Consider the following 13,994-nt stretch of genomic DNA (forward strand, 5'->3'; position numbering starts at 1 on the left):
ACATGTTATATTATAACATAACCATATAAAGACAATGACTTATGAAAGACTTACATAAGAAATTGGGCAGTCCTCAATGTCATTAAATGTTACAATTTCATAATTACTAGGATCACTCTGCACATTGCGTAGCAGCTGATTATTTAAAGCATGGCCAGACTTATAGCCATCGAATTTGGCAATGATCTGGTGTCCGAGCAGATATAGGTCACCTACTGCATCCAAAATTTTATGGCGTACAAACTCATCTGAAAAACGTAGCCCCTCTTCGTTCACTACGCCGGTATCATCTACACCAATTGCATTTTCAAGACTGGCTCCTAGCGCCAGATTATTTGCTTTCAGATAATCCAGATCTTTCATAAACCCAAAAGTCCGGGCTTCACTAACTTCATATACGAAAGTTTCAGTAGAGAAGTCAATCGTGGCAGATTGGTATTCTTTAGCAAATGCAGGATGATCAAAATCAATTGTAAAATTTAACTGAAAGCCATGATGGGGAGTAAAAATAGCCTGTTTGTCATCAATCAGAGCTTCAACCGGCTTTAAAATTTTAATAAATTTCTTGGGTGCATTTTGTTCAACCAGCTCACCTTGCATGAGTAAATAAATAAATGGACCTGCACTACCATCCATAATCGGCACTTCAGAGGCTGAAACCTCCACAATCAGGTTATCAATTCCCAAGCCGGCAATTGCACTCATGACGTGCTCAATGGTTCCAACCTTGGCATTTTCCTGTACCAGGTTAGAACACATAAATGCTTCCTGGATGAGTAAGGCATCAGCAGGAATATCAACAGGAGGGTTCAGATCAATACGACGAAATATGATGCCGCCATCAACTGTATGCGGAACAAAGTTAATCATGACTTTCTGACCGCTATGCAGTCCAATGCCACTGGCTTTGACCATACGTTTGAGGGTACGCTGTTTCAACATTCGCTTTTTGTCTTCCACCTAAAAAACCGCTATACGTTAGCATATTTAGCCATTGATAAAAAACAAAAAGGTAGTGTTTGACCACTACCTTTTGTAAAGATATCAGCTTTTGTTCAAACTAGCTGCATTTTTACTTGCGTTGCTGGTTTTTCAGGTAATCTTGAATACTCATTGGTGAGGAACGTGGCGTAGAGCTTGGTGTAGAGGCTGCTGGAGCTTCTACAGCCTGACGCTTGCTGATAGCAGGCACATCATCTTCTTCAACAGAAACATGGGTGGTAGCCTGAGTGCGTGCTTGAGCTGACTGGACCTGGCGTTTTGGCTCAACGGCATCAGCGGCATTACGGGTCAAACCGGTGGCAATGACTGTAACACGAATTTCATCACGCGCATCTGGATCAAACACCGTACCAAAGAATACCTCACCATCATCCAGATCCACGATCTGGTTAACAACATCCGTAATAATCTCGGTTTCACGTAAAGTTACGTCAGCACCACCTGTAATATTAATTAGAACACCTTTGGCATTCATGATATTAACATTATCAAGTAACGGACTACGAATAGCCAGACGGGCTGCGTTCTCGGCACGATCCTGTCCACTGCTACGCCCTTCACCCATCATGGCATAGCCACGGGTACTCATTGCAGTTTTCAAGTCAGCAAAGTCAAGGTTAATGTGCCCTGGACGTACAACCAGATCAAAGATTGAACGTACTGCATTAAGCAGTACATCGTCTGCTTTTTTGTATGCATCCTGCATGGAAATATCACCAAACACACTGAGCAGGCGCTGGTTTGGAATGATAATCAGGGAATCGACATGAGCTTCAAGCGCATCAATACCCTTTTCTGCAGAACGCTGACGACGACGGCCTTCAAAGTTAAAAGGCGTGGTCACTACACCGACGGTTAAAATCCCCATCTCTTTAGCAATTTCAGCAACCACAGGTGCGGCACCTGTACCTGTTCCCCCGCCCATTCCAGCAGTCACAAAAACCATATCAGCACCTTCAAGATGCTGACGGATTACTTCGCGACTTTCTTCAGCGGCAATCTGTCCTACTTCCGGATTAGCACCTGCGCCAAGACCACGTGTACTTTGTTCGCCAAGCTGGATTTTAAATGGAGCGTTCATCCGGTCGAGAGCTTGTTTGTCGGTATTAGCACAGACAAACTTTACACCTTTGATATCGGACTGCACCATATGCTGTACAGCATTACCGCCACCACCGCCTACACCAAATACAGTGAAACGGGCCTGACCGTTGCTATCGCTTGGTTCATCTTCTATTAGTTCAAATGAGGACAACATGACCTTTAGATTTCCTAATTAAATTGTGGCAGTCACTTTAGCCCGTATACTGCCTTGATCTGTAAAAAATATTTTTTAGAATGCTGTGCAATGCTCACCTTGTCAAGTACACGGCTTTTCACTTACAACTTCCTAACAATATTCCCAAAAAACCCATACATCCTAGAAGATCGATTTTAGTTTGCTATTCAGGTTAGTCCATCCATTGGCAACCCGACTCCAGAATGGGCGCTTCTCTGTTTCTTCCGGCTCATCAACGGTTGCCTGCATTTCACTTTGGCTAAAAAGTAGCAAGCCTGAAGCAGTGGCATACATTGAGCGACGCAAAGAAGCCTGATGCTGTTCTTCTGCATACACCTGTAAAGGCGGATTACCTAAATGGGCGGATACACCTAACATACGGCGCGCCAGATTTACCATGCCTTCGATCTGGCATGCGTCCCCTGTAAGCACGACACCATGATACAAGCCATGAATTGCACCACTTCGTTCTAGTTCTTCTCGAATTTTAGAAAAAATTTCTTCATAGCGTGCAATAATAATTTCTGCAAGTTCAATGCGACTAATCGTTTGCGGACCATCAATCCCTTGTACCTGAATCATATGATCAGGCTTTACTGCATGCAAATCAACACAACCATGTAATATTTTAATACGCTCGGCTTCCTCAGTCGTTGTTTGCAGCACAGCAGCAATATCCCGGGTAACATGCTCCCCTCCTCGCTGCAAGGTATGAACCAGTGCTAAATGACCATCAAGATAGACCGCCAGATTGGTGGTACCTGCGCCTATATCGACCAGACAGACGCCATATTCTTTTTCATCTTTCAACAGGCTGCCTTCCGATGTTGCCAAAGAAGATACCACCATCTTCTCGACCCCAATATTTGCACCTTTCATGGCCCGGTCAAGATTTTGCATAGTGCTGATTGGCATCATCATTAGCTGATAATGTCCGGTCATACTTTGTGCTGACATGTTAATCGGATTTTGCACCCATTCTGGCGTGTCATCCAGTTCAAAACCTAATGGTACAGCACTGGCCAGATAGTAGTCTGCTGTTACATGGCTTGCCTTGGCTAGTTCCAGCGCACGCACCACTTCATTGGTGCTGATAATACGTTCCGGATTTGTAACAGGGGTACGGCCAGCCGCATAGAAACTTTTTAATTCTGTACTTGGTATAGACACCCAGGCCGAGTGGATACGGCATTCCGCCATATTTTCTGCTTCTGCGACAGCATTTTTTATTGCGGCAATGACTTTATCGAGACTGACAATTTTTCCTTTATTCATACCCCGGTTGCGAGCACTCGCCATACCAATGACCTGAATATTATCCGGAGCATGGACCTTACCAATTAAAACTGAAACTTTGTGCGTCCCAATATCAATCGCAACAACCGAGGGAACAGCTTCACTCATTACTCACTACCATTTTATGTTCGTTGTTTATATTTGGCCCAATGCCTCAATCTTATAAAGCCACGTATTATGGCTTTGCCCTTATTCCGCCTGCAATGCTTGTGTCATCAATCGTTACAACAAACTGACTATTTATAATTTTAGGTGGTGCTGCACTTTTCCACTGAATAGCCAGGCCATTACGATAACGCAGGTCAATTGCCGAGATTTTGTTCCACACTGGTTTTAAGTCAGTTTGTGCCAGATGACTCAAACGTTGCAGTTTACTCATAGTCTGATCTTGGTCCACGATAATACGAAGTCCAGAATCAAATTGCATAAACCAAGTCATACGTTCTGTTAAATAAAGTTCTTTTAAACGCAAATTGACTGGTCGAAATAATTGATTGATCTCATTGTAACGGCGCATCATCACCTTGGACTGACTGGCCGGACCATGAAGTAAGGGCAATTGCTGATGACTGCTATACACCGCCTCAGTAAAAATATCCCCACTGTCACTAAGCAGTCGTCCTGTTCCCCAACGGGCAATTGCGTGACGTGGCATAACACGTACCCGGATGGCATTTGGCCATGCACGTGATACGACGACTCTATCTACCCAAGATATTTCCAAGGCTTCGTCCCGGATCTGTTCCAGATCAGAGGTAAAATAGTTAGCCTGAATTACCGGGTCCAGATGTTTGACCAGCTGCTGCTGTTCAGCATCGGAGCGTGCTCCAACTACCTGAAGTTCAGCTACAGTAGCATCTGTCATAACCCGGTATAAACCATAAACTCCTATAACCAGCACCAAGCAGGCAATTACCAGCATCAGCCACCCACCCAGATTAGTAAGCTTTTCCTTCCGGGTTGGTGGTTTTTCATGAATAGAAGTAATTGCTGCCCGCGGTTTACGGCGCATAGAAGTCGGAAGCTGAGCCATGGCTTACTGGTCTACTCCATGATATTGCAGTGTTTGCTCCAAAATCGTGACACAAAGCTGGTCAAAATCATAACCCACAGCCTTGGCTGCTTTAGGAACCAGTGAATGGCTGGTCATGCCTGGTACAGTATTGACTTCAAGCAGCCAGAAATTACCCTGTTCATCCTGCATGGCATCAATACGGCCCCAGCCTTTACAGCCCACTGCCTGAAATGCACGCAAGGCCAGCTCCTGAAGCGTCTTCTCTTCAGCTTCACTTAAGCCGCAAGGAATACCATATTGCACATCATTACGATTATATTTAGCTTCATAATCATAAAACGCGACATCTTTTGGTGGCTCCAGACGGATAACTGGCAGGGCCTGGCCATTTAGCAATACGATCGTGAACTCACGGCCATTAATCCATTTTTCTGCCATGACTACAGCATCATGTTCAGTGGCCTTGGCCAAAGCTTCAGCAAAGTCTTCAGGTTTTTCTACCTTACTCATGCCAATACTTGAACCTTCATGTACCGGTTTAATGATGAATGGCAAACCAAGACTGGCAATTACCTCATCAGCATCGGTATCTTTGCTCACAATACGGTGTGGGGCTGTCGGCAGTTCACTGCCCTGCCAGACCTGCTTGGTTTTGATCTTGTCCATACCAATCGCAGAACCTTGTACCCCTGTGCCGGTATATGGAATATTTAACCACTCCAGTACACCCTGAATCTGTCCATCTTCACCGCCACGACCATGCAATACAATAAAAGCGCGGTCATAATTCACCAGTTCAGTGACACAACGTTCTTGTGGATCAAAGGCCTCGGCTTCCACCCCTGAACGTATCAATGCTTCAAGCACAGCACGACCACTATCTAACGAAACTTCTCGCTCTGCTGATTTCCCGCCAAGCAATACTGCAACTTTGCCGAATTTTAAAGCATTTGACACGTTGATATCCTTAAAGTTTTATCACTAATATTTTTTAAATGACCCAAAAGTCCTATTTCAGATAGAGCTGGTGATGAGCGAGTTCAAGTGAAATAGCCCCCACGTTACCTGCACCTTGGGTTAATAACAAGTCATTCGGTTGTAACACTTTTTGTATAACATTCTGCAGATTGCCTTCGACCGGATCGATCAGGATTGGTTCAACCTCGCCACGCAGACGGATGCTGCGTGCTAGCGATCGGCTGTCCGCACCCACTATCGGCTTTTCACCAGCAGGGTAAACTTCAAGTAACAGTAACTGGTCAACCTGTGAAAGTACATCGACAAAGTCATCAAAACAGTCTCGAGTACGGCTGAAGCGGTGAGGCTGGAACATCATAACCAGTCGACGGTCAGGGTGGCTCTGCCGTGCAGCCTTGATGGTAGCTTCTACCTCTTTCGGATGATGTCCATAGTCATCGACCAGCTTGACTGTACCCTGTTCCAGCCCAAACTCACCCTGAACCTGGAAACGGCGCCCCACGCCACTGAAACCTTCCAGTGCACGGCCAATTGCCGCATCGGATACACCTTCATCTGTTGCAACACCAATAGCTGCCAGTGCATTTAATACATTATGCAGGCCGGGCTGGTTAATCGTCAGGCGTAATGGCTCACGATCTTTACGTAATACCGTAAAGTGACTGCGCATGCCATCCTGTTCAACATCGACAGCGCGAATGTCATTGTCTGGATTGAAGCCATAAGTTAATAATGGACGCGCGATCCGCGGCATGATTTCACGAATATTGGCATCATCACCGCATACAACTGCCAAGCCGTAAAATGGCAGCTTGTGAAGGAACTGGATAAAGGTATCTTTCAGTACATCAAAACTACCGCCATAAGTATCCATATGGTCAGCATCGATATTGGTCACAATGGCTGCCATTGGCTCAAGATGTAAAAAGGATGCATCTGACTCATCGGCTTCAGCTACAATATAACGACTTGCTCCTAATGCAGCATTTACACCAGTACGGTTCAGCAAGCCGCCAATAACATAAGTAGGATCCATACCTTCTTCTGCCAGCATACAGGTCAGGAGACTGGTAGTTGTGGTTTTACCATGAGTCCCTGCTACTGCAATTCCATGACGGTAACGCATCAGCTCGCCCAGCATCTCGGCACGGCGTACCACTGGAATACGCTGTTCGATCGCGGCTTTGACTTCCGGGTTCTCAGGATCAATTGCGGTAGACACTACCAGTACACTGGCACCTTTAATATTATCAGCCGCATGGCCAATAAATACTTCAATACCATTTTCTTCGAGCTGAGCTGTGGTCTTCGAGGCCTTAATATCTGAGCCTGAAACGCAGTAACCCTGATTTTTAAGTACTTCGGCAATACCACACATACCTGCCCCACCAATTCCGACAAAATGAATTTGCTTGATACGGCGCATTTCAGGAATTTTAATTAATTCTTTAACTTGTTCAGCAGGAATAGAAGGAGACATAATAAACTCTATATTACAATTTTTTAATTAAATCAACCACGTGCTGAGTTGCATTCGGTTGTGCCTGTTGCCGCGCTTTGACTGCCATTTCAGTCAGTAACTGGCGGTTAAGTAAGGGCGCTAAAAGTTCTTTTAAATATTCAGGGCTCATGACGGCTTGCTGACAGATTTTGGCAGCACCCAAATCTGCTAGAAACCGGGCATTGGCAGTCTGATGATCATCTACAGCGATAGGTAAAGGTACAAATATGGCAGCCACCCCAGCAGTTGCGACTTCAGTAACAGTAAGTGCGCCAGCACGACAAATAATTAAGTCAGCATCACTATAAGCTTTGGCCATATCGGTAATGAATGGCTGTACTTCAACTTGTAAACTCGCTGGTGCTCCCTGATAGGCAGACTGGGTAAGTTCCAGCTGTTTTTGTCCACACTGATGAAATACCTTTAAAGGCATATCAAACTGTTTTAATACGGCAGGGACTCGCTCATTTAATGCTTGTGCACCTAGTGAGCCTCCCACAATTAAAATATTTAGCGGTGCCTGTGCAGCTGCACGCTGATCATAGCGCCATTTTGGATTTAGAATTTCAGCAATTTCTTTACGAACCGGATTACCGGTTGTGACCACTTTGGACTGTGGCGAAAAAGTTTCTGGAAATGCCTGACAGACTATTTTTGCAATACGAGAAAGCTGTATATTGGTAAAACCGGCTACGGCATTCTGTTCATGAATAATGACAGGTATACCCAATAAACGAGCAGCCAAGCCACCAGGTCCTGCAACATATCCACCAAAACCAGCCACCGCATCAATTTTTAGCTGCTTCATATAACGCATAGCACTAAAAGTTGCCTTTAAAATTTTAAAGGGGGCCATGAGTTTACGAAGTATGCCATTACCACGTACCCCCTGAATATCAATCTGGTAAATTGGAATTTTCTGATCTTGAAGCAGGCGGTTCTCCATACCCTGAGGAGTTGCCAACCATGAAACCTGAGCACCTTCTGATTGTAATTGTTTGGCAACAGCAAGCGCAGGAAAAACATGGCCGCCTGTGCCGGCAGCCATAATCATGACATGTTTGGAAATACGTTGTTGTGAGTCAGACACGGCTTAATTCTTCAATACTAAAATAATTCGACTGGGAACCAGTTTTTTGACCGCTAATTGTAATCACAAAGTTTAAGCTTCGAAAAGTTTATTTACTTTTTTTCACCAAGCATGTCATCGTTTTTTTCTTGGAATTTTAAAGTTTAAACTAGTTTTATTATTAACCCTATATAAATTCGTATAATTATCGAGAGTTTAATTTAATTAAAGATAAAATATCCCTTCTCGTTCTTTATTATGATTTTTCTCTTGAGTAAAGTTTTGTATAAGAGCTTTACTGATTCAAATATAAGATTAATAAAAATTAAAATTATCATATTATGCAAAAATTATAATTTTTTTATAGAATCTCATTATAAACTATAAAAAAATTCTCTTAATATTCAAAAAAACTCCAGTATTTTCATGGATGAAAAACGTGGCTCTAGCTTCTTTAAAGACTAATTTTTGCATCATTTTCGCAGGTTACCTAGCCGCTATTCACGTAGGTAAACTATCTGCGGGTTTACCCATTCTACAGCAGGAAATTGGCCTGAGTTTAACTCAGGCAGGTTTAGCGCTTTCGCTGGTACAAGCAGCTGGTATGTGTTTTGCTCTAAGCTTGGGTGGGCTTTCACAATATTTTGGTTTAAAAAGATGTCTTACATTGGGTTTAGTCATTCTAGGCTGTGCAAGCATGGGCAGTTTATGGATTAACGATCTTTATAGCCTGTTTATTTTCCGTTTTATTGAAGGTATTGGCTTCCTTTTTATCACTTTATGTGCTCCAGCTTTGCTTAAACAGCTGAGTACGCCTGAATCACTTAACCTGAAAATGGGGTTGTGGGGATCCTATATGGGATTAGGTGTGGGTCTCGCCCTGCTGTTTATACCATTCCTGTTAGAGTTCTGGAGCTGGCAGCAGATCTGGAATATGCTTGGCTTATCTTGCCTGCTGCTGGCGGCTGTCGTGTACCTACAGTTACCGCCTATCAACAAAATACAAAATAGCTCCTTCCCTTTATTCATTAAGCTTTTGAGAACAACCTTAAGTCATCCGCCTGTACTGATCTTGGCTCTTATTTTTGCCTGCTATACCAGTCAATGGCTGACAGTAATTGGCTTTTTACCGACATTGTATCTTGATGAGCAAATTAATCTAAAAGTTGCCGGAACACTGACTGCTCTTGTTTCAGTCTCTAATATTTTAGGCACGTTTACTTCCGGTTTTTTATTACATCGTGGTCTGGCACCTGCACGGCTCATTAGTACAGGTTTTATACTTATGGTCATGATGTGCTGGCTGGCTTTCTCTACTTATTTTAATTTGTCTTTTGGTCTGAAATATCTGGCTATCATGGTGTTTTCAATATTGGGAGGTTTTATTCCCACTACTATTTTTGCCATTAGTCTGCATTATGCACCACAGCCAAATACCACAGCAACCAGTATCGGGTTAGTCCTACAAGTCTCTGCTTTTGCACAACTTACTGTTCCACCACTGACTGCAGCCTTAATTTCTTATACTCAGCTCTGGAGCATGATCGCTTGGGTCAGTACGATTCTCTCTGTACTTGGTCTGATCTTGACCATACAATTATTTCAGCGCTATCCCTATAAAATATAAAGAAGCCCAGATCTGGGCTTCTTTATATTTCCAGTTTTAAGCTGAGGAGCTGTTTTCCAGAGCTTCAAACAGATCATCTGCAATTGAAGTACCAAACTGGTTATCAATTTCGCGAATACAGGTTGGACTAGTAACGTTAATTTCAGTCACATAATTACCAATAACGTCAAGGCCTACAAAGATCAGGCCCTTCTCCCTCAGGTAAGGTCCAACTTTAGCTGCAATTGCTTTATCATTTTCAGTTAAGAGACGGGCCTCACCCAAACCACCTGCTGCCAGATTACCGCGTATTTCACCATTTTGTGGAATACGCGCCAAGCAGTATGGTACAGGCTCTCCGTTGATCATTAAAATACGTTTATCACCATCAACAATTTCCGGAATATAACGCTGTGCCATAATTGGCTGTTGTCCGAGTTGAGTCAGCATTTCTAGTGTGGAACCAATATTGGCTCCTGTCGCACTTAAGCGGAAAATTCCAGCGCCGCCCATACCATCAAGTGGTTTGACAATCACATCCTGATGTTCTGCAATAAATTCACGAATCAGCTGTTGCTGTGAGGTCACCAGGGTTGGCACCTGCAATTCTGGAAACTGAGTTGCAAACAGTTTTTCGTTACAGTCGCGCAGGCTCTGCGGTTTATTGACAATACGTGCACCTTCCCGCTCTGCCTGCTCCAGAATATAAGTTGTATAGACAAAGTTCATGTCAAATGGCGGATCTTTACGCATCAATACCACATCATAGGCTGCGATTGATTCTTTTTGTTTTTCGCCTAACTCGTAGTAATGATTATAGTCTTCAAATACTTTTAAAGGAGAAATCAGGCCCCAGGCTTTACCCTGATCAATGTATAAGTCTTGCTGTAATGCATAACCGAGTTCATGGCCACGACGGCTGGCTGCCCATAGCATGGCCATGGTTGAGTCCTTTTTCAGATTTACATTTTCGATCGGATCCATCACAACAAGTACGCGCATCTGTCTTTGCTCTATCAATTTTTAATCCAGAAAAGTATAGCGGAGATTAACTGTGCTTTTTTCTCAATTTTAGTAAAGCTTTTATTTCATGTTAAATATCTTTATAAAAAGGGTCAGTATATAAAACCCTGTCAGACCTTAATATTATTGATTATTTTTAGATCCTCTATATAGGCTGATTTTTCCAGGTGATCAAAACGAAATAAAGAACTCAAACTGGTCAGGAGTTATAACTTTATTTGATTGAATAGAAGAATAAAGCCCTATTATAAATAGGGCTTTAAAAGGCTTAAACTGTTCGACCGAATATCAGATCCCATATTTCACTCGATAGGCTTCCATTTTTGAAAGTGCCGCCTTATCGCCCTTCGTTTCTAGATAATTCATCAAGTCTTTCATCGTAATCAGTGCATGTACAGGAATCTCCAGCTCCTTCTGCACTTCCTGAATTGCAGAGAGTTCACCCTGTCCTTTTTCTTGGCGATCAAGTGCAACCAGTACGCCGGCAATTGATGCACCCGCATTTTTAAGGATAGTTACTACTTCACGGATGGCTGTGCCAGCAGTAATCACGTCATCAATAATCCAGACTTTTTTTCCTTGTACTGAAGCACCTACCAGTACTCCACCTTCGCCATGATCCTTGGCTTCTTTACGGTTAAAGCCCCATGGTACACTTACACCATGATTTTGTGATAAAGCCACAGCTGTAGCGGCCACAAATGGAATCCCTTTATAGGCTGGCCCGAAAATTACTTCTACCTGATTGCATTCTGTCAGCTTGTCAGCATAACCTGCTGCCAGTAATGACAATGCTTCGCCATCATTAAGTAAACCTGCGTTAAAAAAATAAGGACTCACACGGCCTGATTTTAAAGTAAACTCACCAAATTTAAGCACACCACGTGATAAGGCAAGTTCGATGAAAGCTTGCGGGTTAAATTGCACAGGCGTTGTCATGAGGTGCTCCAAATTTTTAGATTGAGGTAAGACTTGCGCATGATACCAAAGAGTAGCTATCCAGGTGATCAAAAAATTCTACGTGTAGTTTCAATTAACGTAAACGGTTTACGTTCCTCAGTGACTAAAGGCCTGCTGGAATGGTTGGAACAGTCTGATGCTGATGTAATTTGCATGCAGGAGAGCCGGATTACCCATGCGCAGTGGACCGATAAATTTAAACCAGAAGGCTGGTACACGCATCTGTTTCCAGCTGAGCGTCCAGGCTATGCTGGAACTGCGATCTATAGCCGCCTGCCTTTTATTTCAGTTAAAGATGGCCTAGGTTTTGAACTGGCTGACAGCCAAGGCCGCTTTGTTACAGCTGAATTTGATTTAGGACTCGGCTATCCGGTTTATATCTGTTCACTTTACTTACCATCAGGTTCATCTGGTGATGAAGCACAGGCACGTAAAGATCACTTTTTAGAAGAGTATCAAAAAATCCTTAAGCAGTGGCGAGAGGAAGGCAAATCTATCATTATCTGTGGGGATTATAATATCGTACATAAACGTATTGATATTAAAAACTGGTCAGGTAACCAGAAGTCCTCCGGCTGTCTACCTCATGAACGGGCGTGGCTGGACCATATCTATGATGAACTGGGTTATGTAGATACATTCCGTGAAGTTCGTCCAGAAGCAGAACTTTATTCGTGGTGGTCCAACCGTGGTCAGGCCCGTGCTAAAAATGTAGGTTGGCGAATTGATTACCAAGCTTGTTCACCAGACTGGAAAAACCGTACAGTCAATGCCTGGGTATATAAAGAACAATGGTTTAGTGATCATGCACCAGTCATAATCGACTATAAAATAAACTAAATTAGTGTACACTTGTAAACTCAATGTGAGTTTTTGTCCTACATGATTTGTAGTTATTGTTTCTTTTTATTACAGCTGCTTAAGCGCATTATACCGCTACGGCACAAGGATGGGTCAGGATGACACGAAAAGGATCGGAAGCCGTAGGATGAAGAAAATAATCTAAATGATTTAGCTTATTTTTTAAGGACATGACAATGGACGTTAGCTTGAGACCCGCATGATCAGGATGATTAAATGTGGGTTTTCTCTATTTTAGGACCCTCATTTTGTAAAACCCTCTTGATTTATATATTTTTAAATCTTACTTCTTTATTAAATTATTTTAAGTCTTTCATGTGACAGTCCTGTGTCACTTTCATAAAACTTTAATTTCAATCGAATAGCCAATACTAGTAATTTTAGCTAACCTTTAGTCTTGTCGAAAAGGTTAAAAAAGATAGTAATATGCTGAAAATTTATGGAATTAAAAATTGCAGTTCAATGAAAAAAGCGTTTGATCTGCTCAATGAACTAAACTTGCCCTATGCATTTCATGACTATAAAAAACAGGGAATAGATAAAGAAACTCTCAAGGAATGGCTGGACCAGATGGGAGCTGATGTAATTCTTAATAAAAAAGGAACCACCTGGCGAAAACTTTCGGAAACAGAGCAGCAGAAAGCCCTAGAGAGTGAAGAGCAGCTGCTTCAAACCTTAATCACCCATACCAGCTTGGTCAAACGTCCGGTATTAAAAACACCACAAGGCTATGTAGTAGGTTTTGATGAATTTTCTTATCGAACGCTTGCTGAGAGAAGCTAAGTTTAAAATATAAAAATCCCGGCAATTTTGCCGGGAGTTTTATCGAATTTGACTTTAATTCAAGCTTAGTTAGCGCGAACCCAAGTCTGGTTACGGCCTAGAGCTGATACACCGATATAACCACGCAATTTCAGTTTTTTACCACCTTCAGCCAGCTCACCTTTCAGTTTATAGGTTTTACCTGACTGCGGATCAAGAATGGTACCGCCATCATATTTGTTGGTACCTACACTTTTCAGGTTATGAACAATGGTTAAACCTTTAAGTGACTTGTTTTTGTATGGACCTTCACATTTCGTACAGGCATTTTCCTCACCTTTGGTGAGTACATTCTGAATAGATGCTGTCAGAGTTCCATTTTTCTGTTCAGTAAACTTGACTAAGGCTTTCGCTTGATTAGTCTGGTCGTCTATCGTTTTCCATACTGTACCATTAAGCGGATCAGCTGCATTTGCCAAAGCAGTCACACTGAACAGTCCTAACACAATTGCGATTTTTTTCATTTTTCTAGCTTCCCTTGTCCTGCACTAGTCGACCACCCTAGTATTAAAGAAGTCACAACAAGAATTCAACTTTTGAATGTGACCGTTTAGTGTACGCTTGTAAAAACTGTCGGTAAAT

The 13,994-nt window shown here is 42.7% G+C and carries 13 protein-coding genes; 3 read left to right on the forward strand and 10 right to left on the reverse strand.

Going from position 1 to position 13,994, the window contains the following annotated elements:
- Positions 1 to 39: 39 nt before the first annotated feature.
- The 7 genes from lpxC to murG form a co-directional block, all read right to left on the reverse strand.
- Positions 40 to 942 (reverse strand): UDP-3-O-acyl-N-acetylglucosamine deacetylase, encoded by a 903-nt coding sequence (lpxC, locus tag ACRAD_RS13635; protein ID WP_005024044.1) that lies wholly within the window; start codon positions 940 to 942, stop codon positions 40 to 42.
- Positions 943 to 1,072: 130 nt separating this feature from the next.
- On the reverse strand, positions 1,073 to 2,257 hold the full coding sequence (gene ftsZ / locus ACRAD_RS13640; RefSeq protein WP_026055458.1) for a cell division protein FtsZ: 1,185 nt from the start codon (positions 2,255 to 2,257) through the stop codon (positions 1,073 to 1,075).
- 165 nt (positions 2,258 to 2,422) lie between these two features.
- Positions 2,423 to 3,685 (reverse strand): cell division protein FtsA, encoded by a 1,263-nt coding sequence (gene ftsA / locus ACRAD_RS13645; RefSeq protein ID WP_005017834.1) that lies wholly within the window; start codon positions 3,683 to 3,685, stop codon positions 2,423 to 2,425.
- A gap of 67 nt (positions 3,686 to 3,752) precedes the next feature.
- The gene (locus ACRAD_RS13650) at positions 3,753 to 4,610 is read right to left on the reverse strand and encodes a cell division protein FtsQ/DivIB (RefSeq protein ID WP_005024040.1); all 858 of its coding nucleotides are present in this window, start codon (positions 4,608 to 4,610) and stop codon (positions 3,753 to 3,755) included.
- A gap of 3 nt (positions 4,611 to 4,613) precedes the next feature.
- On the reverse strand, positions 4,614 to 5,549 hold the full coding sequence (locus ACRAD_RS13655) for a D-alanine--D-alanine ligase (protein WP_005024038.1): 936 nt from the start codon (positions 5,547 to 5,549) through the stop codon (positions 4,614 to 4,616).
- A gap of 52 nt (positions 5,550 to 5,601) precedes the next feature.
- The gene (murC, locus tag ACRAD_RS13660) at positions 5,602 to 7,050 is read right to left on the reverse strand and encodes a UDP-N-acetylmuramate--L-alanine ligase (protein ID WP_005017818.1); all 1,449 of its coding nucleotides are present in this window, start codon (positions 7,048 to 7,050) and stop codon (positions 5,602 to 5,604) included.
- Positions 7,051 to 7,063: 13 nt separating this feature from the next.
- On the reverse strand, positions 7,064 to 8,161 hold the full coding sequence (gene murG, locus ACRAD_RS13665) for an undecaprenyldiphospho-muramoylpentapeptide beta-N-acetylglucosaminyltransferase (protein ID WP_005024035.1): 1,098 nt from the start codon (positions 8,159 to 8,161) through the stop codon (positions 7,064 to 7,066).
- Between the two features lie 409 nt (positions 8,162 to 8,570).
- Here murG and ACRAD_RS13670 point away from each other — a divergent pair, with 409 nt between their 5' ends.
- Entirely contained in the window at positions 8,571 to 9,767 is a 1,197-nt protein-coding gene (locus ACRAD_RS13670; RefSeq protein WP_005024033.1) for an MFS transporter, read from the forward strand.
- A gap of 36 nt (positions 9,768 to 9,803) precedes the next feature.
- On the opposite strand, the gene gshB is transcribed toward ACRAD_RS13670, so the two are convergent.
- Positions 9,804 to 10,748, reverse strand: coding sequence for a glutathione synthase (gene gshB, locus ACRAD_RS13675; protein ID WP_005024030.1), 945 nt, complete (start codon positions 10,746 to 10,748; stop codon positions 9,804 to 9,806).
- A 309-nt stretch (positions 10,749 to 11,057) separates the two neighbouring features.
- Positions 11,058 to 11,708 carry an orotate phosphoribosyltransferase gene (pyrE, locus tag ACRAD_RS13680; protein WP_005024028.1) on the reverse strand — a complete coding sequence of 217 codons (651 nt, stop codon included), beginning with the start codon at positions 11,706 to 11,708 and terminating at the stop codon, positions 11,058 to 11,060.
- 39 nt (positions 11,709 to 11,747) lie between these two features.
- Between pyrE and ACRAD_RS13685 the strand changes: the two genes are divergently transcribed.
- The gene (locus ACRAD_RS13685; RefSeq protein ID WP_005024026.1) at positions 11,748 to 12,569 is read left to right on the forward strand and encodes an exodeoxyribonuclease III; all 822 of its coding nucleotides are present in this window, start codon (positions 11,748 to 11,750) and stop codon (positions 12,567 to 12,569) included.
- 447 nt (positions 12,570 to 13,016) lie between these two features.
- The gene (locus ACRAD_RS13690; protein WP_016801229.1) at positions 13,017 to 13,373 is read left to right on the forward strand and encodes a Spx/MgsR family RNA polymerase-binding regulatory protein; all 357 of its coding nucleotides are present in this window, start codon (positions 13,017 to 13,019) and stop codon (positions 13,371 to 13,373) included.
- A gap of 65 nt (positions 13,374 to 13,438) precedes the next feature.
- Here ACRAD_RS13690 and ACRAD_RS13695 read toward each other — a convergent pair whose 3' ends face one another.
- On the reverse strand, positions 13,439 to 13,876 hold the full coding sequence (locus tag ACRAD_RS13695; protein WP_005017798.1) for a DUF2147 domain-containing protein: 438 nt from the start codon (positions 13,874 to 13,876) through the stop codon (positions 13,439 to 13,441).
- Positions 13,877 to 13,994 lie beyond the last annotated feature (118 nt).

It is taken from the genome of Acinetobacter radioresistens DSM 6976 = NBRC 102413 = CIP 103788, assembly GCF_006757745.1.
Taxonomy (GTDB): Bacteria; Pseudomonadota; Gammaproteobacteria; order Pseudomonadales; family Moraxellaceae; genus Acinetobacter; species Acinetobacter radioresistens.